The 20,181-nt window shown below is 69.3% G+C and carries 15 protein-coding genes and 1 riboswitch; of the genes, 7 read left to right on the forward strand and 8 right to left on the reverse strand.

Features of this window, described 5'->3' with window-relative positions; translation table 11 throughout:
- The first annotated feature begins 26 nt into the window (after positions 1-26).
- Positions 27-1,001: a sugar-binding transcriptional regulator gene (locus tag E3O67_RS11190; protein WP_134429468.1), complete on the forward strand. Its 975-nt coding sequence runs from the start codon at positions 27-29 to the stop codon at positions 999-1,001.
- 75 nt (positions 1,002-1,076) lie between these two features.
- Here the strand turns inward: E3O67_RS11190 and E3O67_RS11195 are convergent, their stop codons facing one another.
- The 4 genes from E3O67_RS11195 to dhaK form a co-directional block, all read right to left on the reverse strand.
- Positions 1,077-2,198, reverse strand: a complete 1,122-nt coding sequence (locus E3O67_RS11195) for a glycerol dehydrogenase (RefSeq protein ID WP_134429567.1) — start codon at positions 2,196-2,198, stop codon at positions 1,077-1,079.
- Between the two features lie 388 nt (positions 2,199-2,586).
- Positions 2,587-5,061, reverse strand: coding sequence for a phosphoenolpyruvate--protein phosphotransferase (gene ptsP, locus E3O67_RS11200; RefSeq protein WP_134429469.1), 2,475 nt, complete (start codon positions 5,059-5,061; stop codon positions 2,587-2,589).
- A 3-nt stretch (positions 5,062-5,064) separates the two neighbouring features.
- On the reverse strand, positions 5,065-5,709 hold the full coding sequence (gene dhaL, locus E3O67_RS11205; RefSeq protein WP_135102714.1) for a dihydroxyacetone kinase subunit DhaL: 645 nt from the start codon (positions 5,707-5,709) through the stop codon (positions 5,065-5,067).
- Between the two features lie 4 nt (positions 5,710-5,713).
- Positions 5,714-6,712 carry a dihydroxyacetone kinase subunit DhaK gene (gene dhaK, locus E3O67_RS11210; protein WP_134429472.1) on the reverse strand — a complete coding sequence of 333 codons (999 nt, stop codon included), beginning with the start codon at positions 6,710-6,712 and terminating at the stop codon, positions 5,714-5,716.
- A gap of 208 nt (positions 6,713-6,920) precedes the next feature.
- Here dhaK and E3O67_RS11215 point away from each other — a divergent pair, with 208 nt between their 5' ends.
- The 5 genes from E3O67_RS11215 (at position 6,921) to ribH (ending at position 11,420) form a co-directional block, all read left to right on the forward strand.
- The gene (locus tag E3O67_RS11215) at positions 6,921-7,706 is read left to right on the forward strand and encodes an IclR family transcriptional regulator (protein ID WP_134429473.1); all 786 of its coding nucleotides are present in this window, start codon (positions 6,921-6,923) and stop codon (positions 7,704-7,706) included.
- A gap of 82 nt (positions 7,707-7,788) precedes the next feature.
- Positions 7,789-7,920: riboswitch (FMN riboswitch) on the forward strand.
- A gap of 105 nt (positions 7,921-8,025) precedes the next feature.
- On the forward strand, positions 8,026-9,042 hold the full coding sequence (gene ribD / locus E3O67_RS11220; RefSeq protein ID WP_134429474.1) for a bifunctional diaminohydroxyphosphoribosylaminopyrimidine deaminase/5-amino-6-(5-phosphoribosylamino)uracil reductase RibD: 1,017 nt from the start codon (positions 8,026-8,028) through the stop codon (positions 9,040-9,042).
- A gap of 7 nt (positions 9,043-9,049) precedes the next feature.
- Positions 9,050-9,682 carry a riboflavin synthase gene (locus tag E3O67_RS11225; protein WP_134429475.1) on the forward strand — a complete coding sequence of 211 codons (633 nt, stop codon included), beginning with the start codon at positions 9,050-9,052 and terminating at the stop codon, positions 9,680-9,682.
- Positions 9,679-10,941 carry a GTP cyclohydrolase II gene (gene ribA / locus E3O67_RS11230; RefSeq protein ID WP_134429476.1) on the forward strand — a complete coding sequence of 421 codons (1,263 nt, stop codon included), beginning with the start codon at positions 9,679-9,681 and terminating at the stop codon, positions 10,939-10,941. Before E3O67_RS11225 ends, ribA begins: the two co-directional genes overlap by 4 nt.
- Positions 10,938-11,420 (forward strand): 6,7-dimethyl-8-ribityllumazine synthase, encoded by a 483-nt coding sequence (ribH, locus tag E3O67_RS11235; protein ID WP_135102715.1) that lies wholly within the window; start codon positions 10,938-10,940, stop codon positions 11,418-11,420. Before ribA ends, ribH begins: the two co-directional genes overlap by 4 nt.
- A gap of 220 nt (positions 11,421-11,640) precedes the next feature.
- Here the strand turns inward: ribH and E3O67_RS11240 are convergent, their stop codons facing one another.
- From E3O67_RS11240 to E3O67_RS11250, 3 genes are read right to left on the reverse strand one after another with little or no spacing between them, the layout of a single operon-like run.
- Positions 11,641-12,465: an ABC transporter permease gene (locus E3O67_RS11240; RefSeq protein ID WP_135102716.1), complete on the reverse strand. Its 825-nt coding sequence runs from the start codon at positions 12,463-12,465 to the stop codon at positions 11,641-11,643.
- A complete protein-coding gene (locus E3O67_RS11245) occupies positions 12,462-13,322 on the reverse strand; it encodes an ABC transporter permease (protein ID WP_135102717.1) in 861 nt (286 codons plus the stop codon). The genes E3O67_RS11240 and E3O67_RS11245 overlap by 4 nt, the downstream gene beginning before the upstream one ends.
- Positions 13,319-14,245, reverse strand: a complete 927-nt coding sequence (locus E3O67_RS11250) for an ABC transporter ATP-binding protein (RefSeq protein ID WP_134429481.1) — start codon at positions 14,243-14,245, stop codon at positions 13,319-13,321. Before E3O67_RS11250 ends, E3O67_RS11245 begins: the two co-directional genes overlap by 4 nt.
- 157 nt (positions 14,246-14,402) lie before the next feature.
- On the opposite strand from E3O67_RS11250, the gene E3O67_RS17470 reads away from it, so the two are divergent.
- A complete protein-coding gene (locus E3O67_RS17470; RefSeq protein WP_241982132.1) occupies positions 14,403-16,736 on the forward strand; it encodes an ABC transporter ATP-binding protein in 2,334 nt (777 codons plus the stop codon).
- Between the two features lie 259 nt (positions 16,737-16,995).
- Here E3O67_RS17470 and E3O67_RS11270 read toward each other — a convergent pair whose 3' ends face one another.
- The gene (locus tag E3O67_RS11270; protein ID WP_135102718.1) at positions 16,996-20,109 is read right to left on the reverse strand and encodes a glycoside hydrolase family 38 C-terminal domain-containing protein; all 3,114 of its coding nucleotides are present in this window, start codon (positions 20,107-20,109) and stop codon (positions 16,996-16,998) included.
- Positions 20,110-20,181 lie beyond the last annotated feature (72 nt).

Consider the following 20,181-nt stretch of genomic DNA (forward strand, 5'->3'; position numbering starts at 1 on the left):
TTTGAACATATGTGCAAGGAGTCAGAATGACCCATCCGGACGACCTCTCCCTGTCCGACCGCACCAGCGATACGCTCACGGCCGCTCACCTTTATTACATGCAGGACCTGACCATGGACGCCATCGCGCGGGAGCTGCACACCTCTCGCTCCTCGGTGTCCCGCCTGCTCAGCCAGGCCAGGGCCAGCGGGCTGGTCGACATCCAGATCAGATCCCCCCTCGACGCGACGAGCCGGGTGGAGAAACTGATTCTGGACCGCTTCCAGGTCACCGCGCACGTCGTGCCGGTACCCGACCACGCGAGCGACGTCGACCGTTTGGAACGAGTGGCCCTGTCGGTTGCACGGATTCTCGGCGAGTTCGTCGACTCGAACATGATCATGGGCATCGCTTGGGGCTCCACGATGAATGCGGTCAGCCGCCACGTGACCCCCAAACGCACACACAATGCGCAGATCGTACAGCTGAACGGCGCCGGCAACACGCGCAGCACCGGACTCGACTACGCCAACGAGATCCTGCAGCGGTTCAGCACCGCGTTCGGCGCCCGCCTGGAACAGTTCCCGGTTCCCACCTTCTTCGACGACCCCGCCACGCGCACGGCGTATTGGCGGGAACGCGGCCTGCGCCGACTGCTGGAGATGCAGAGGAACATGGACGTCGCCCTTTTCAGCGTGGGTTCACCCTTCTCGAATGTGCCCAGCCACGTCTATGTCGGCGGCTACCTGGACGACGACGAGCTCGACGCGCTCAGCGACGCGGGGGTCGTCGGCGACGTCGCGACGGTCTTCTATCGCGCGGACGGCTCGACCGACGGAATCCCGCTCAACGAACGCGGAACCGGCCCGGAACTGTCGGTGTTGCGCCGCACCCCCCGGCGCATCTGCGTCGTCTCGGGCAGGTCCAAGGTGGACAGCCTCCGAGGGGCGCTGGCGGCCGGCCTGATCACCGACCTGTTCATCGACGAGAGCACCGCCCGGGCACTCTGCGAGGGACCATGAGGAAGGCCCGCCGGCGGCCAGTGGACGTTCGTGGCAACCGGCGGAGCGACGGGTCAGTGCGTCAGCGCGAACGACTCAGTGCTTCCGCACGTACGGGATGGGGGCAGGCAGTCCCCGCGCCGCACGCACGGAGCGGGAAAGCCGCTCGATCGACTTGAGGGCGTCGAGAACGTCGTCTGCCGTGACCACGAACGGCATGTTGTGGATCGTCTCACCCGGCAGGGTTGAGGCCGTGGCGATGGCCCTCAGCTCCTTCTCGTCGTCCAGGCCGAGACCGATCTCGGTCAGCGTTGTGGGCAATCCGACCAGAGTGGTGAATTCGATGAAGTCTTCCACCTCAGCCCGGGGCGCGCCCTCGAGCACCAGCTGGGTCAAAGAGCCGATGTTCACTTTCTGACCGTGGGTGAGCCCGTGGGTCTGCGGGGCCGCGGTCAGGCCGTTGTGGATGGCATGAGCCGCGGCCAGGCCGCCCGACTCGAAACCGAGTCCGGACAGGAGAGTATTCGCTTCCACCAGCTTCTCGAGGGCCGGAGTGACCAGGTTGTCACGCACGGCATCGAGAGCGGGAAGGGCGTTCTCCCAAATGACGTCCCACGACAGCTTGGCCAGCGCGGTGCCGGTCTGAGTGGGCAGCCCTCCGGCCATCGTGGTCGCGTTGGCGGCCGCCGTGGCCCGGGCTTCCAGCCAGGTCGCCAGAGCGTCACCGACGCCGGCGATCAGGAACTCGACCGGCGCATTGGCCACGATCTGGGTATCGATGAGCACGAGGTCGGGGTTGCGAGGGAAGAAACGATATTCGACGAACTCACCCTCCTCGGTGTAGATCACCGAGAGCGCGGAGGTGGGAGCATCGGTCGACGCCACGGTCGGCACGCTGACCCAGCGGATACCGGCCAGGAAGCCGGCGGCCTTGGCGGAGTCGATCGTGCTTCCGCCGCCCACGCCGACGATCACGTCGGACTTGGTTGCGCGGATCTTCTCGACCAGCGCGTCGACTGCGGACGCCGTCGCGAAGCGGCCGAATCCGACCCGTTCAACGCGGAGGTCGGCCGCGGCAAAGCTCGCCGACACCTGCTCCCCGGCGAAACCCCACACGACGTCGTCAGCGACGATCAGAGGGGCGGAGCCGATCTGGGAGACGAATTCGCCGAGGCGATCGATCGCTCCCTTGCCTTGGACGTAACGTCCGGGGCTCATGACTGTGCGGATTGGAGTGGTCACGATGGACCTTCTTCCTGGTCGAACTGCGTCTACATCTTCGTGGGACGGCGGCGGTGAACCGGTCTTCCGGGGCACAGATTTCACACTACGCCCGCCGCTTGGGCCGATGCCGGATGCCCCGTGGCCAGCGGCCGCGCGACCGCACGACGAACGCGATTCCGGCACATGCGCCCACGTCGCGGTCGTGGCAAGCGGATCGGGTTTTCCGCAGAAACAGGCGCAAACAGCCATTTTTCTGAATGCTATTCAGGAATTGCCCGTGCGTGTCGGCGGTTCCAAAGGGCGCCGCTGCACGTGTGTGCAAAGACGGCGCCCGCGGGCGGCCGGCGTGAAGCCGGCGCCCGCGAGCGCCTTTTCCTGATCCCTACGCCCGCGCGGGCTCCAGTAGCGCGGCGGCCGCGGACCGGGCCGCACCGGTGCTGCCGGCGTCGGCCGCGGCGACCGCGGCATCCCGGCACTGGTCCACCGTCACGGCGCCCAGGAGCTCTGCCACGCCGCCGAGGGCGCGCGGGGACATCGACAGGCTGGTCGCCCCGAGTCCCACCAGGATGGCGGCGAGCATCGGGTCTGCCGCGGCCTCGCCGCAGACCCCGACCGGCTTCTCGGCCGCCAGCCCCGCCTGGCAGGCCTCCCGGATCATCCGCAGCACCGCCGGCTGCCAGGGGTCGTTGAGCAGGGCGAGCTCCCCCATCAGTCGATCCGCCGCCATGGTGTACTGGGCGAGGTCGTTGGTGCCCAGACTCGCGAAGTCCACCCGTTCGAGGATGGGGCCCGCGGTGATGGCGGCGGCCGGCGTCTCGATCATCACGCCCACGTTGTGCAGTCCGTGCGCGGCGCAGCGGGCCGCGAAGTCCACGGCCTCGTCGACGGTCGCGATCATGGGCGCCATGACGCCGACGACGGCGTCCTCCGCAGCCGCCGCCGTGGCGATGGCCTGCAGCTGGGTGTCCAGCAGCTCCGGCCGCCGCCAGGCGGTGCGATACCCCCGGATGCCCAGGGCAGGGTTGACCTCGTCGGCCGCCGTCACGAAGGCCAGCGGCTTGTCGGCCCCGGCATCCAGTGTTCGGATGGTGACCTTCCTCCCAGGGAATGCGGCGAACACCTGGCGGTAGGCGGCCACCTGTTCGTCGAGGCCGGGAGCCTCGGCGTGGTCGAGGAAGCAGAACTCGGTGCGGAAGAGGCCGACCCCCTCGGCCTTCGCCTCGATCGCCTCGGCAACGCTGTCCGGCGAAGCCACGTTCGCGAGGAGCTGCACCCGGTGACCGTCCCTGGTCTGTCCCGTGCCGTCGAAGGTGGCAACCCGGCCGATCTGTTCTTCGGCTCGTACCATCTGATCGTCGGTGGGATCCACCACGATCTCACCGGTCGTGCCGTCGACGATGACCACGCTGCCCTCGGGCAGGTCCAGCGCGTCCCGGACGGCCACCACGGCGGGCAGGCCGAGCGCCCGCGCGAGAATGGCCGTGTGGGATGTCGGGCCACCCTCGACGGTGACGATCGCCCGGCACACCGCGGGGTCGATCAGGGCCGTGTCGGCAGGGGCCAGGTCCCGGGCCACGAGTACATACGGCTCGGAACGATCCGGCAAGCCCGGCGCCGGCCGGCCGAGCAGTTCGGACACGATTCGGTTGCGCACATCGTTCAGGTCCGGGATGCGCGCTGCGAGGAGGCCACCCTGCTGCGTGAAGACCGCCGCGACCTCGCCCACGGCCGCCCAGACGGCACGCTCCGGAACATCACCCTGCCCGGTCACCCGGGAGACTGCGGCATCGATCAGACCCGGATCCTCGGCCATCAGCGCCGTCGCGTCCAGAATCCCCCGCGCCGCGCCCGACACCCGGGCAGCCTTCTCCCTGAGGGTCAGGGCAACGGATGCCGAGGCGGCCACGATCCGATCCGCGGCCGCCTCTCTCTCGCTCACCGGGAGTTCGGCTACCGGTCCCGGTTCATCCAGCGGCTCCGGCATGCGCACAATCGGACCGACGGCCAGGCCAGGGCTCACGCCCAATGGCCCGCTCGACAGTGGCCCGCTCGACAGTGGCCCGCTCGACAATGCCCCGCTGGCTGGCCGAGCCTGCGGTTGGGCCGGAGACGGCTCGGGCGCGCGGGCGGGGACGGTCCCCAGCTCCCCGAAGCCCTTCCCCACGAGGTCGCTCACGGCCTCGAGCGCCTCCACGGCCTGCCTCCCGGCCGCGGCGACGGAGATCGTGTCGCCCTTCCGGGCTCCGACGGTCAGCAGGGCCGTCGGACTGTTGGCCGGCACCGGGGCCTGGCCGGTGCGGAGGTTGGCAACCGTGACCGTGGCCTCGAGGGTGCTGAGGGCGGTGATGAGCATCGAAACCGGTCTCGCATGCAGGCCGTCGGGGTTCAGCAACGTCACCTCGATCGTGTGTTCCGCCGCCGGGCCGGTATCGACCGTCAGCCCGGCCGGGTCCTCGTCGCCCAGGTGACTCTGCTTGGCGCCGAGAGCGCCCCGGGCCTCGCGTTCAACTTCGGCCAGGGTGGCGCCACCCGCGGCGCGCACGACCGCCGCCATCAGACCCTCAACGAAGGGAGCACTGCTGAGCCGGACGGGAATGTCCGGGTCTTCCAGGAACTCCAGCGCCATTTCGGCGCTCATCACGGCCGAGCCCAGATCCATCATCACGAGCACGCCCTCGGGAGAGGAAACCTCGGCGATGGCCTCGGCGACCTTGAATGCATCCGTTCCGGTCACGCCCTCGCCGGCACCGGCCGCGATCGCGATGGCCGGGCCGGCGACGCCGACCATCTCCAGGGCAAGCTCCACCGCTGCCCTCGCGAGCTTGGGGCTGTGGGACACCACTACGATCCCGATCACGGTCTACTCCCCGTCGAGGATCTCGGACAGGGCCTGGAAAAGCAGTGCCGTCGACGCGGCTCCCGGGTCGATGTGGCCGATACTGCGCTCCCCCAGGTAGCTTGCCCGGCCCTTGCGGGCGAGCAGGGGCTCGGTGGCATCCCGTCCCGACTGTGCGGCGGTGTGGGCGGCACGGGCCGCCGAGGAGATGTCGGAGGACACCACGAGGGCGGCATCGAACGCGTCGAGAGCTGGAGCGAGGACGTCGAACATTGTCTTGTCCCCGGCCTCGGCCTTGCCGCGGGCGACGACACCACCCAGACCGGCACGGAGCGCTGCCGCGAGACCGGGCGCGTCCAGGGTGGCGACCGGCCCTGCCTCGGTGCCGATTCGCAGGAAGAAGGTGCCGTACAGGGGGCCGCTGGCGCCGCCCACCGATGTCACCAGGGTCATGCCCACGCCCTTGAACAGCTCGTCGACGGCCGTGGCCGGTGAGGCCTGGAGCTTCTCGATGACCGCCCCCATGCCGCGGGTCATGTTCGAGCCGTGGTCGGCGTCGCCGATGGCCGAATCCAGCTCGGTGAGGTAGGCGACGTGGTCGGTCACCAAGTCGCGAAAACGGGTGAGCCAGCCGGTGAGCTGGTCGAGGGTGACGGTGTCATTCGTCATGGTGCTAAATCCCCCAGCGCAGTCCGGCGGTGTTCACCGGCGCGTCCCACAGGTGGAGCAGGTCCTCATCGGCCTTGAGGATCGTGACGGAGCAACCGGCCATGTCCAACGCCGTGATGTAGTTGCCCACGAGCGAGCGGGCGACGGTGACGCCCGCGGCTTCGAGGACCTTCCTGACCTCGGCATACATGACATAGAGCTCGATCAACGGAGTTCCACCCAGCCCGTTGACCATCACGATCGTCGGGGCACCGGTGAAGTCCAGGTCGGCGAGGATCGGCTCGACGAGCAGACGTGCGACCTCGGCGGCCCCGGCCAGCGGCACGCGGCGGCGTCCCGGCTCGCCGTGGATTCCCACGCCGATCTCCATCTCGCCTTCGGGAAGTTCGAAGGTCGGTTTGCCGGCCGCGGGAACCGTGCAGCTGCTGAGGGCCACGCCCATGGAACGGCCGGACTCGTTGACCTGGCGGGCGACGGCCGCGACGGCCGCGAGGTTGCGGCCTTCCTCGGCTGCCGCACCGGCGATCTTCTCAAGCAGCACAGTGGTGCCGACGCCCCGGCGTCCCGCGGTGAATGTCGAGTCCTCGACCGCGACATCGTCGTTGACGACCACCACGGCCACCTCGATCCCGGTCTCCGCCGCCGCCAGTTCCGCGCCCATTTCGAAATTCATCACGTCGCCGGTGTAGTTCTTGACGATGTGGAGCACACCCGCTCCGCCATCCACGACCTTCGTCGCCTCGAGCATCTGGTCCGGTGTCGGCGAGGTGAAGACCGCTCCGGCGCAGGCCGCGTCGAGCATGCCCACGCCGACGAAACCGCCGTGCAGGGGCTCATGACCTGTTCCTCCACCCGAGAGCAGGGCGACTTTGCCTGCTCTCGTCGGGGCCGCGCGATAGATGATGCGGTTGACGTGGTCCACCCGGACTTCCGGGTGGGCGGCCGCCACGCCGACAAGGGAATCGGCCAGAACCGTCTCCGGGGAATTGATCAGTTTCTTCATGGTGAGACCTCCAGGATTATCTTCATGTTTGCTCTCCGTTGAACTTTTCGAGCTGGATCCGCGAGGCTGCTTCGTCCGCGACTCAAAGAAATACAGAACGCAATTCGACAATGTCGAATATCCTCCGGACGAATGCCCGATGTCAACACGGAGAATGAAATGACGTCGGTGACGCGGCATACTGAAAGGACCAACCTGAGGGGCAGCTGTGATTCAAGCCATCGATCGCGCGGCGAAAGTGCTGTCTTCCCTCCAGGGCGCACGCCACCTCGGCATCACCGAACTCTCCGCCGAACTGGGGCTGCCCGTCTCCACCGTGCACGGCATCGTCAAATCGCTGCAGGGCCACGGTCTCGTGTCGCAGGAACCCGGCGGCAACCGCTACATGCTCGGCCCGGCTCTGCTCAAACTCTCGAACGTCTACCTCGACACCCTTGATGTGCGTGCGCGGGCCATGCGCTGGACCCTCGAACTCGCGCGCAGAACCGGTCTGTCCACGCGTCTGGGCGTGCAATTGTTCGATGAGGTGATCATCATTCACCACAACCAACGCCCTGACGGCAGCCAGCAGATGCCCGAGACGGGCCTGGCCATTCCCGCCCACGCCTCGGCGATGGGGAAGGTGCTCCTCGCGTACAGCCCGGACTACGCCGCCGGACTCCTCGGCCGGCCTCTGGGCAGTCTCACCGGCGCCACGATCACCGATCCGGCCCGGCTGGGCGCTCAGTTCGCCTCGATCGCGGGCAACGGCATCGCCACCGAGGAGGACGAGGCCGTGCTGGGAGAGTCGTCGGTCGCGGCGCCCATTGTCGACACCCGCGGAAATGTCATCGCCGCGGTCGCCGTCGTCGTTCCGTCGAGCGAGTGGCCTCCCGATACCAGCGTGCTGAACGGCTTGCGCGAGACGGCCCGGAACATCTCCCGGGAACTCGGTGCCAGCACCTGGCCGCCGCGGGCACCCCAACGGTCCGTCGCCGTGCCGCCGGAGTCGTGAGAGCCGTGCACGATCTGGCTAGCAGCGCCGGGAATTCTTCCGCGGCCGACGCGTTGAGATATAACTAGTAGTAGTTACAAGAAACGTGCTCCGGGGTCGGTGTAAGTCCGAACCGGCGGTGAAAGTCCGCGACCCGTGCCGCTCCCAGAGCGGAACGGTTGAGCTGGTGAAATTCCAGCACCGACGGTTAAAGTCCGGATGAGAGGCGCACGAGTCGATTGACCTTCCCGGTCGGTCGGCGGGTTTCGCGTATGCGCGACCCACCAGGTGTTTGCCGCACCGAAAACCCGGAGTCCGTTCACTGACGGACAGGACGGGAATGACCGACATCGCGGCGCTCGAGGCCACCATGCGGCGCGCGCTCGAGCTGGCCGCGAACGGCCCGGCCACCGGACCGAACCCCCGCGTCGGATGCGTGCTCGTGGGAGGCACGGGCGAGGTGCTCGCGGAAGGCTGGCACCGCGGCGCCGGAACCCCCCACGCCGAGGTCGACGCCCTGAGCCGTCTCGCATCCGGCGCCGCCCGCGGAGCCACCGCCGTCGTGACCCTCGAACCCTGTGACCACACCGGCCGCACCGGCCCCTGCTCGCTCGCCCTGATCGAGGCCGGCGTCGCCCGGGTCGTCTACGCCGTCGCCGACCCCGGTGTCGATTCATCGGGCGGGGCCGACCGGCTCCGCGGCGCCGGGATCGACGTCACCGGCGGGCTGCTCGCCGGCGCGGGAGAGGCGTTCCTCGCCGACTGGCTCGTCGCCGCCCGTCTCGGGCGCCCGTTCGTGACGCTCAAGTGGGCGTCGAGCCTCGACGGACGCGCGGCGGCCGACGACGGGACCAGCCGTTGGATAACCGGCCCCGAGGCCCGGCAGGACGTGCACCGGCGCCGCGCGGCAGCCGGCGCCATCATCGTGGGAACCGGCACCGTGCTCGCCGACGACCCTACGCTGACCGCCCGTGACGCCGACGGACGGCTGCTGCCCACGCAGCCGGTGCCGGTCGTGATCGGCACCCGCGACATCCCCGCCGACGCCGCCCTCCGTGCCCACCCGCATCCGCCGCTGTTCTTCGCCACCGACGATCTCCAGGCTGTGCTGCACGACCTGCACCGGCGCGGCATCCGTCACGCCTTCATCGAGGGCGGACCCACTCTGGCCAGCGCGTTCGTCGCGGCCGGCCTGGTCGACGAGTACCTCGTGTACCTCGCGCCCACGCTGCTCGGCGGCGCCCGGCTAGCCCTGGGCGACATCGGGGTGGCGGGAATCACCGACCAGCGCCGCCTGGCCATCGACCACTACGACCGACTCGGCGACGACCTCCTCGTCGTTGCCCGGCCGAGATAGGACACCCATGTTCACCGGAATCATCGAGGAACTCGGCCACGTCGAGAAGGTGGAGCTATCCACGGATGCGGCCCGCCTCACCATCCGCGGCCCGCGAGTCGTCGCCGACGCCGGCCACGGCGACTCGATCGCCGTCAACGGGGTCTGCCTCACCGTGGCAGAGCGGACCGGCGACACATTCACGGCCGATGTGATGGCCCAGACCCTCCTCATGTCCACGCTCGACGCCGCCCGCGCCGGCAGCCCGGTCAACCTCGAGCGCGCCGCCCTGGTGGGCGACCGCCTGGGCGGCCACATCGTGCAGGGCCACATCGACGGCACCAGCACCCTGCTTGTCGTCACCCCCGGCGAGGCTTGGCGGGTGCTGCGGTTCAGCCTCTCCCCCGAACTCGCCCCGCTCGTGGTGGGCAAGGGCTCCATCGCCGTGGACGGCGTCTCGCTGACCGTCAGCAACATCAGCCCGGCGAGCGATCCGGACCAGTGGTTCGAAGTCTCGCTCATCCCCGAAACCCTCACCCATACGACGCTGGGACAGCGCACGATCGGCGATCACGTCAACATCGAAACCGACATCCTGGCCCGTCACGTTGAGCGCATGCTCGCCTTGGCGGACGTGGGATCGAAAAGGAGCCACTCATGAGCCTCGCCGACATTCCCACCGCACTGGATGCCCTCCGGCTGGGGAAACCGGTCATCGTCGCCGACGACGAGGGCCGCGAGAACGAGGGCGACGTGATCATCTCCGCGCAGATGGCCACGCAGGAGTGGATCGCCTGGACCGTGCGGTACTCCTCCGGCTTCATCTGCGCGCCGATGACCAACGACCTCGCCGACAAGCTCGACCTGCCGGTGATGGTGCAGAACAATGAGGACCCCCGCGGCACGAACTACACGGTCTCGGTCGACGCGGCCGACCGGCTCAGCACCGGGATCAGCGCGGCCGACCGCGCGCACACCCTGCGCGTGCTGGCCGACCCGGCCTCCACGCCGTCCAGCCTGCACCGGCCCGGCCACATCATGCCGCTGCGCTCGATGGACGGCGGGGTTCGCGAGCGTGACGGCCACACCGAGGCTGCCGTCGACCTGATGAAACTGGCCGGCCTCGTGCCGGTAGCCGGGATCTGCGAGATCGTCGCCGAAGACGGCGAAATGATGCGCCTGCCCGGACTGCTCGCCCTCGGCGAGCGCGAGGGCGTGCTGGTGATCACGATCAAGGACCTGATCGCCTACCTGCAGGAGTTCCACACCGACACCGAGCTGCCCACGGTCAGCCCGATCCTCGAGTCGCCGCGGGTCGACTTCGAGGTGGAGACCACGGTTCCCACCCGGCACGGCCACTTCCAGGTGCGTGCCTACCGGGACCGGATGACCGGCGCCGACCACGTCGCCATCGTCTCCGGCACCCCCGTGGACGGCGCCATCGTGCGGGTGCACTCCGAGTGCCTCACCGGTGAGGCGTTCGGTTCGCTCAAATGCGAGTGCGGCCCCCAGCTCGACGCTGCCCTGGAGACCATCCAGGAGTTCGGCGGGGTCGTCGTCTACCTGCGCGGCCAAGAGGGCCGAGGCATCGGGCTGATCAACAAGCTGCGCGCCTACAAGCTGCAGGAGGAGGGCCTGGACACCTTCGACGCCAACGTGGCCCTCGGCCTTCCCGCCGACTCCCGCGACTACGGCGCCGCCACGGCCATCCTGCACGAATTGGGTCTCTCCTCCGTGCGGCTGCTGACCAACAACCCGGAGAAGATGCGCCAGCTCGAGGCGCACGGCGTGACCGTGATCGAGCGCGTGCCGCTCGTCGTCGGCGTCGGCGCGCACAATCAGGACTACCTGGCGGTCAAACGCGACCGGATGGGCCACCACATCGCCGAAGCAGACATGCTGAAAGGAATCGCACTATGAGCGGAGCAGGCTCCCCGGAGATCGAGATCGACGGAACCGGGCTGGACATCGTGATCGTCGCCGGACGGTGGCATGACGTGATCACCGACGGACTGATCGCCGGCGCGACCCGGGTGCTCGAGGCATCCGGTGCCCGGTACTCGCTCGTGCGGGTGCCCGGCAGCTTCGAGTTGCCGGTGGCGTGCAAGGTGGCCCTCGACAACGGCGCCGACGCGGTCGTCGCGCTCGGCGTGATCATTCGTGGCGGCACGCCGCACTTCGAGTACGTGTCGTCGGCGGCGACGGATGGCCTCACCCGGGTGGCGCTGGACACCGGCAAGCCGGTCGGTTTCGGCGTGCTCACCCTCGACGACGAGCAGCAGGGCCTGGACCGTGCCGGCCTGCCCGGTTCGAAGGAGGACAAGGGCGAGGAGGCGGCCGCGGCGGCGATCGCGACCGCTCAGCTGCTGCAGAAGCTGCGCGCGTACACGTTCGAGTGATCCCATTCCGGCCGAGAGTGCCCGTTCCGCGGGTCACTCTCAACCGGAACGGGCACTGCGCGGTGGCATCCGTGTACCTGCGCAGGCAGATGTTGCCGCATCGGACAACAGTTGCCGGCGTGCCAGCAACAGTTGTCCGAACGGGCAACAGTTGCGTCGCGCACGGGAGCTAGTCGCGCACGGGAGCTAGTCGCGCACGGGAGCTAGTCGCGCGCGGGAGCTAGTCGAGGAAGAGGGTGCGCAGGCGCCGGGTGGTGAAGATCAGGCCGAGCAGGATCATCACCAGATAGTAGAGCACGTGCCAGAGCATCCCGGCGTCGACTTGGCCGGTGGTCAGGCCGCGCACGAGCTCGACACCGTGCCAGAGCGGGAGCGCCTGGAACACGTACTGGATCGGCTGCGGGTAGACGCTGAGCGGGTAGAACGTGGCCGAGAACAGGAACATCGGTAGCAGCAGGAAGGTGATCCAGTCCATCTGCTGGAACGTCTTCATGAAGCTCGTGACGGCCATCCCCACGCTCGCGAAGCCGAACGCGATCAGGAGCACGGCCGGCAGGGCCAGCAGCGCCCACCAAGACAGGTTGAGCCCGAGCGCCTGCATCACGACCAGAAAACCGGTGGCGTAAAGCGCCCCACGGAGCAGTGCCAGCGAGATCTCGCCGAGCGCGACATCCAGCGGGCCGAGCGAGGTGGCCAGCATGCCCTCGTAGAGCTTGGCGAACTGCATCTTGAAGAACACGTTCCAGGTGGAGTCGTAGATGGCTCCGTTCATGGCGGCGACGGCGAGCAGCGCGGGTGCGATGAACGCCGCGTACGGCACCTCCTGGCCCGACTCGGTCGTGATCGTGCCGACCAGGGCGCCCAGGCCGAGGCCCATCGAGAGTAGGTAGAAGATCGGCTCGAAGAAGCCGCTGACCACGACCAGCCAGTTGGTGCTCCGGGTCGCCTGCCAGCCCCGGAGCATGACGCTGCGGGCGTTCCCGGCGTAGAACGCGCCGAGCGGGCCGGATGCCCGGGCACCCGTTCGCTGGTCGGTGCCGGTCATTTGTTCAGCCGCCTCGCCGTGATGCGGCGGGCCCAGGCCCAGCCGACAGCGAGCAGCACCGCCAGGTAGAGCACGTGCAGCACGCTCATCCAGAGCGGTTCGCTCAGCCCGTAGGCGAAGACGCGGGCCAGCTCGGTGCCGTGCCAGAGCGGGGAGATCCAGCCGATCCACTGCAGCCAGACCGGCAGCACAGCAAGCGGGAAGAAGGTGCCGGAGAACAGGGTCATCGGCAGGATGACGAAGCGCATCACCATGGCCAGCTGGCCGGTGTCCTCGGTCAGGGTGGCCGTGTACGCCATCAGCAGCACGCCGAAACCGAGCCCGGTGAGCACGGCGACGAACACCGCGAGAAACCCGGTCGCCGAGGGGACCGCGCCGAACAGCAGCATGAAGGCGTAGAAGATGCCGCAGGTGACGAACATGCGCACGAAGACCGCGATGACGATGCCGTTGATGATCTGGCCGGGCTGGATCGGGGCGGCGTTCATCGCGAAGAACACCGGGTTCCACTTAAAGCCGATCATGATCGGGTAGGTGAATTCGTCGCTGGCCACGGCGATCGCCGCGCTGCAGAGGAGGGCGGGAGCGACGAACGCCAGGTAGCTGACCCCGCCCACGGCATCCGTGCCCAGGTTGGCGTCGACGAGGGTGGCCAGGCCGACCCCCATCGCGTAGAGGTAGATGATCGGGTTGCCGATCGCGGTCACCGTGACCGTCTGGGCGTAGGCGCGCAGTGACAGGAAGCGGTGCTCGGCCACATACCAGGAGCCCCAGCGCCGGGTGCGCCGGGTGGAACGGATGGCCCGGTCGCCGACGGAGCCGGGCGGCGGGGCGGCGCCGGTGTGCTCGGCTGTCATTCGATCAGGGTCCGTCCGGTCAGCCGCAGGAACACGTCTTCCAGGCTGGAGCGGCGCACCAGGCTGGTGATCGGGGTGAGGCCGGCGTCCACGATGCGCACCAGCTCGGACTCGCCGTTCTCGCTGTAGATCAGGATGCGGTCGGGCAGCACCTCGATGCGGTCGCCCATGCCGGCGATCTGCGCCGCCACATCGGCGTTGAGGTCGGAGCCGAACCGCACCTCCAGCACCTCCCGGGAGGAGTAGGTGCGGATCAGCTGCGCCGGGGCACCCTCGGCCATGATCACACCGTTGTCGATCACAACCAGGCGGTCGCAGAGCTGCTCGGCCTCGTCCATGTAGTGGGTGGTGAGCAGCAGGGTCGTGCCTTGCTCCTTGAGCCGGAACAGGCGGTCCCAGAGGATGTGCCGGGCCTGCGGGTCGAGGCCCGTGGTCGGTTCGTCGAGCAGCAGGATGCTCGGGTCATTGATCAGGGCGCGCGCGATCGTGAGGCGTCGCTTCATGCCCCCGGATAGCGCGTCGACCTTCGACTTCGCCTTGTCCTCCAGCTGCGCGAACGCCAGCAGCTCGTCAGTACGCCGGGCCACCTGCGCCCGCGGCAGGCCGAAGTAGCGGCCGTAGACGAGCAGGTTCTCACGCACCCGCAGCTCGGTGTCGAGGTTGTCGGCCTGCGGCACCACGCCGAGGCGGGAGCGAATCTCCGGGCCGTACCGGTTCGGGTCGAGGCCCAGGACGCGCAGGTCGCCGCCGGTACGGGTGGAGACGGCCCCCACCAGGCGCATGGTGGTCGATTTGCCGGCCCCGTTCGGGCCGAGCAGTCCGAACGATTCGCCGGGTGCCACCTCGAAGGAGATGCCGTCGACGGCGGCGAAATCCTGGTACTTCTTGACGAGATTCTGGGCAACGATAACTGGCTCCGGCACAGTTCCTCACTGTAGACCGCCGGGCCGACACGCAGCGGGATGCGGTTAAGCTCATTCAGTGAGTACCCCCCGCAGCCCCCGTTCCACCGCCCGACCGACCGACCGACCGACCGCCGGCCCGACCGCTCATCCTGCCGCCCGTGGTCGCCTCGGCCGGATGGGGCGCCGCGGCGCCGATGCCGGCGGACCCCGCGCGACGTTCAGCCAGCTGGTCCCGTATCTGCTCGAGCACAAGAAGGTGCTCAGCTTCGTGGTCGTGCTCAGTATCCTCGGCGCCGCCGCCAGCCTCGCCCAGCCGCTCCTGGTCAGCCAGGTCATCACCATCGTGCAGGAGGGCGACGCGCTCGGCGGTCTGGTCTGGGCCCTGGTAGCGCTCGTCGTCATCTCCGCTCTGATCAGCGGTTACCAGCACTACTTGCTGCAGCGCACCGGCGAAGGGGTGGTGCTGTCCAGCCGCCGCAAACTGATCGGGCGGATGCTGCGCCTCCCGATCAGCGAATTCGATACCCGCCGCACGGGCGACCTGGTCTCCCGGGTGGGGTCGGACACCACGCTGCTGCGGGCCGTGCTCACTCAGGGTCTCGTCGAGGCGATCGGCGGGTCGCTGACGTTCGTCGGCGCGCTCATCGCCATGCTCGTGATCGATCCGGTGCTGCTCGGGCTGACCGTGCTGGTGATCGCCGTGTCGGTGGTCACCGTCACACTGCTGTCGCAGCGCATCCGGACCGCCAGCCTGGCCGCGCAGGCCAAGGTCGGCGACCTCGCCGCCAGCGTCGAACGCGCCATCAGCGCGGTGCGCACCGTGCGCGCCTCGAACGCCACCGACCGGGAGATCGCCGCGGTCGAGGAGGACGCCATGGGTGCCTGGCGGATGGGCATCCAGGTCGCGAAGATCTCGGCCCTCGTCGTGCCGATCGCCGGAATCGCCATGCAGGTGTCGTTCCTGGTCGTGCTCGGAGTGGGCGGATTCCGCGTGGCCAGCGACACAATCACGATCGCGGACCTGATCGCGTTCATCCTGTTCCTGTTCCTGATGATCGTGCCGCTCGGCCAGGCGTTCGGCGCGATCACCTCGGTGAACGCCGCGCTCGGTGCCCTCGGACGCATCCAGGAGATCATCGACCTGCCCGCCGAGGACCAGTTCGACCGCGACATCGCGCCGCTGGCCATCACGGTCGGCGCCGCGAACGAGTCGGTGCGGCCCGATGCCCCGGCGATTTCGTTCGAGAACGTTCAGTTCGGCTATTCGGTCGCCCCCTCGGCGACGGATGCCGCGAGCGCGGAGGCCGAGTCGGCCGCCGGCGATGATGCTGGTGCTGGTACTGGTACTGGTGCTGGTGCTGGTGCTGGTGCTGGTGCTGGTGCTGGTGCTGGTGCTGGTGCTGGTGCTGGTGCTGGTGCTATCGGTTCTGCTGCCACCGTTCCGTCCGGTGCCGGTCGTTCCGCTCACACGGCTTCCGACGCCGAACTCGTCGCCGCGGAGAACGCGATGATCGAGACCGCCGTCGCGGCGCCGTTCGTGCTCGAGACCGCCATCGTGGTTCCGGCCGTGATGGAGGCTGCTCCGGCCGAACCCGATCTGGCCGAGGCCGATGTCGCGGCCGCGGACCGCGCCGACACGGCACGCGGCACCGCTGCCGATGCCACTGCCACTACTGCTGCTGCTGCCACCGACCGGATGGCCCCGCAGGCCGCCGAACGCGCCGCTGCCGCCACTGCCGACGTTTCCGACCGGGTCGTCGAGCAGGCGTCCGAGCAGGCCGCCGAACGCGCGACCGGGCGCAGCGACGCCGACGCCGCCGGTGAGCCGCGCCCGGTGCTCCGCGGGGTCACCTTCGACGCCCCGCGCGGCAAGCGCACCGCCCTGGTCGGCCCGTCCGGAGCCGGCAAGAGCACCATCCTGGCCCTGATCGAGCGGTTCTACGACCCGACCGACGGCGTTGTGCGCATGGGGGGACTGGATATCCGTACCCTCGATCGCACGGCCCTGCGCTCCCAGATCGGCTACGTCGAGCAGGACGCCCCCGTGCTGGCCGGTTCGCTGCGGGACAACCTGACCCTGTCCACGCCAGACGCCACCGACGAGGAATGCATCGCCGTGCTCCACGCCGTGAACCTCTCCGAGGTGCTCGAGCGCGACCCGGCCGGTCTCGGCGCGGCGGTCGGCGAGTCGGGTGTGATGCTCTCCGGCGGCGAACGCCAGCGGCTGGCGATCGCGCGAGCCCTGCTGGCCGCGCCGCCCATCCTGCTGCTGGACGAGTCCACCTCGAGCCTCGACGGCGTCAACGAGCAGAAGATGCGGGCCGCGATCGACGCGGTCGCCGTGGACCGCACCCTGATCGTGATCGCGCACCGGCTGTCAACCGTGGTCGACTCCGACCAGATCGTGGTGCTCGACCACGGGCAGGTCATCGGCACCGGAACCCACTCCGAACTGGTGGCCTCGACGCCGCTCTACCGCGAACTCGCCAAGCACCAGCTGCTCGTCTAGCCAGCTGCTCGTCTAGCCAGCTGCTCGTCTAGCCAGCTGCGCGTCTAGCCAGCTGCTCGTGAAGCCCGGGCTGCCGCCCCTGTGGCTAACTCAGGACATCCGTCGCCCCGGTTGCCCGGACGCCGCGGGCCAGTGCGGATCGAGTGCGGATGTCCAGACCGGCCGGACGGATCTCCTGAGTTAGCCACGCAACCCGCCGCCTGCGCGGCAGCGCTTCTCCGGTTCAGAATCAGAGGCGGACAGGGGCGGTCAGAGGCGGTCAGGGGCGGGTGAAGCGCAGGGTGACCAGTTGGAAGGGGCGCAGCTCGAGGGTCAGCGCGCGGCCCTCGGCGGCGAACGGCGCCCGCGAAGCGGCCAGGGGGCGTTCCAGCAAATCGGTTTCGGTGACATCCGTCGCCTCGAAGTGACGGATGACTCGCGCCCGCACCCGCGATCCGTGCGCCTCGTAGAGCCGCACGATCAAATCCCCGCTGCGGTCCTCGGCCAACTTGACCGCCTCGACCACGACCGCCGGGTGGTCGACCTCGATCAACGGCTCCACGCGGGGCGCACCGACGCCGGCCACCGTGCGCAGCGTCAGGTTCAGCCGGTAGCCCTCCGCGACCGCCTCCGGGATGCCGGCGCCCACCCGCAGCGACACCCGCAGCCCGTGCCGGCCCTGATCGGCCGTGGGGTCAGGGAACACCGCGGCGCGCAGCAGCGAGAGCCGCACGGTCGTGACGGAGCGGCCCGCCGCATCCGTCGCCCGGCCGATGTCATGGCCGTAGGTGGAGTCGTTGGCCACGGCCACCCCGTAGCCGGGCTCGCCCACGTGCACCCAGCGGTGCGCGACCGTTTCGAAGCGGGCGGCGTCCCAGGAGGTGTTGGTGTGGGTGGGCCGGAAGACGTGCCCGAACTGAATTTCGGATGCCGCCCGGTCGGCGTGCAGATCGAGCGGGAACGCCAGCTTGAGCAGCTTCTGCCGCTCGTGCCAGTCGATGTCGAGGTGCACGTCCACCGCCGACGACCCGGCCGCCAGGGTGATCTCCTCGACCACTCGGGAGGACCCGAAAGCACGCGTCACCCGCACCCCGACCTGTTCTGGGGTGTCCTGGCAGACCTCGACCGACTCGGCCGCCACCAGATCGACGGTGTTCCGCTTGTAGTGCTCGTCGATGTCCCAGGCGTCCCACTGGGTGGGGGTGTCCCGGTGCAACTGCAGCAGGTTGCCGCGGGCGCCGGCCGGGATCAGTTCGCGCCCGAAGACCAGGTCGCGCACCGAGGCGAAGAGCCCGTCGGCATCGATCGTGACGGCCACGAGGCCGTTGCCCAGCACAAGCCCGGCCGGTGTGCGGCGCACCGAGGCGCGCGGATGCCCCGACCCGGCGGCGGGACCGGCGTCACCGCCAGCCGAGACGCCAGGCGAGACGCCAGCCGAGACCCCAACCGCAACCGGAACACCGACCGCGCCTCCACCCAACCCGGGTATGCCGGCAACGGCATACGGCCCTGCGTTGAGCGTGACCGCGTGCTCGCCCTCCCCGCAGAGCTGCCGCGCCGCCGCCTCGATCAGCCCCGTCAGGGTCTCGGCGACGGCGGCATAATTGCGCTCTGCCTCCTGATGCACCCATGCGATCGACGACCCCGGCAGAATGTCGTGGAACTGCTGCAGCAGCACCGTCTGCCAGGCCTGCTCCAGCGCCTCGTACGGGTAGTCCGCACCGTGTGAAACGGATGCCGCGCTCGCCCACAGCTCGGCCTCCCGCAGCAGGTGCTCGCTGCGCCGGTTGCCGCGCTTGGTGCGCGCCTGCGAGGTATACGTGCCGCGGTGGAACTCCAGGTAGAGCTCACCCGACCAGACCGGCGGCTCCGGGTACTCCGCCTCGGCGGCCTCGAAGAAGCGGCGTGGCGTGGACAGCTCCACCGTGGGCGAGCCCTCCAGCGACGCGGTGCGGAGGGCGGCCGCGATCATCTCTACGGTCGGGCCTCCCCCGCCGTCCCCCCAGCCGAACGGCACAAGCGAAGTGTTGGCCGCGCCCTTTTCGGCATACTGGCGCTCCGCCCGGGCCAGCTCCTCCCCCGACAGCTGTGCGTTGTAGGTGTCGACGGGAGGGAAGTGCGTGAAAATCTGCGTGCCGTCGATCCCCTCCCATCGGAAGGTGTGGTGCGGCATCAGGTTGGTCTCGTTCCACGAGGTCTTCTGGGTCAGGAACCAGCGCGACCCGGCTGCCTCCACGATCTGCGGCAGTGCTGCCGAGTAGCCGAACGAGTCCGGCAGCCATACCTCGAGCGGCTCCACCCCGAACTCTTCGAGGAAGAAACGCTTTCCGGCCACGAACTGCCGTGCCAGCGCCTCGCCGCCGGGCATATTGGTGTCGGACTCCACCCACATCCCGCCGACCGGCACGAAGCGGCCGGCCGCCACCTGCGCCTTCACCCGCGCGAACAGCTCCGGGTAGTGCTCCTTCAGCCAGGCGTACTGCTGGGCGGATGACGCGGCGAACGCGAAATCCGGATACTCGTCCATCAGGGCGAGCACGTTCGAGAACGTGCGGGCCACCTTGCGCACGGTCTCCCGTACCGGCCAGAGCCAGGCGCTGTCGATGTGAGCGTGCCCGACCGCATGCAGCCGGTGTGCGGTGGCATTGGCCGGGCGAGCGAGCACACCGGCCAGCGCCGCGCGGCCTCGCCCGGCGGTGCCGGCCACGTCATCGGGGTCCATCACGTCGAGGCAGCGCTCCAGCGCCCGCAGGATCTCCGCCCGGCGTGCCTGCCCGGCAGGCAGCTCGCGCATCAGCCCGGTCAAGGTCCAGACGTCCTGCACGAGTTCCCAGACGGTCTCGTCCCGCAGGGCGAGGTCCACCTGCCGCAGCCGGTAGATCGGCTCGGTGCCGGCCGTGGCCGGGTCGCCCTGACTGGTGGCCACGAACGTGAAACCGGTCGTCACGTCCGGATTGGCGGCCGCCTCGATATACAGCTCGACCTGCCCGCCGGGTGCGACCGGCAGCGGCACGCTGCGGTTGCGGGGCTCGACCGCCTTCAGCACCACGCCCTCCGGGGTCCAGACCAGTCCCTCGGCCTGGAAGCCGGGCGTCGCCCTGCTGAACCCCAGGTCGACGACCAGTTCGAGCCGGGTGCCGACCTCGGCGGCCCAGGCCGCGGGCACGGTCCCGGTCACGTGGAACCAGGTGGTTCCCCACGGATGACCCCAGGCGCGACCGATTCCGAACGGGGCATACGTCTGGCGCTTGGCCTCGCGAAACGGCACCGGGGCATCCGTCACCGACCAGGCCTCGACCCTCAACGGCGCGGATGTCCGGTGCACCGCCGGTCGCAGCCGTTCCCGAACGAACCGGTCGATGCGTTTCTCCACGAGCGCGCTGTTGTCATGCATGCCGGCATCCTACGACCCGATCCACCCTCACGGGAGCGTGCGGAATGACCGCCCCCCGGGAGTGCCGTGGGG

Source organism: Cryobacterium sp. TMT3-29-2, assembly GCF_004564305.1.
GTDB lineage: Bacteria > Actinomycetota > Actinomycetes > Actinomycetales > Microbacteriaceae > Cryobacterium > Cryobacterium sinapicolor.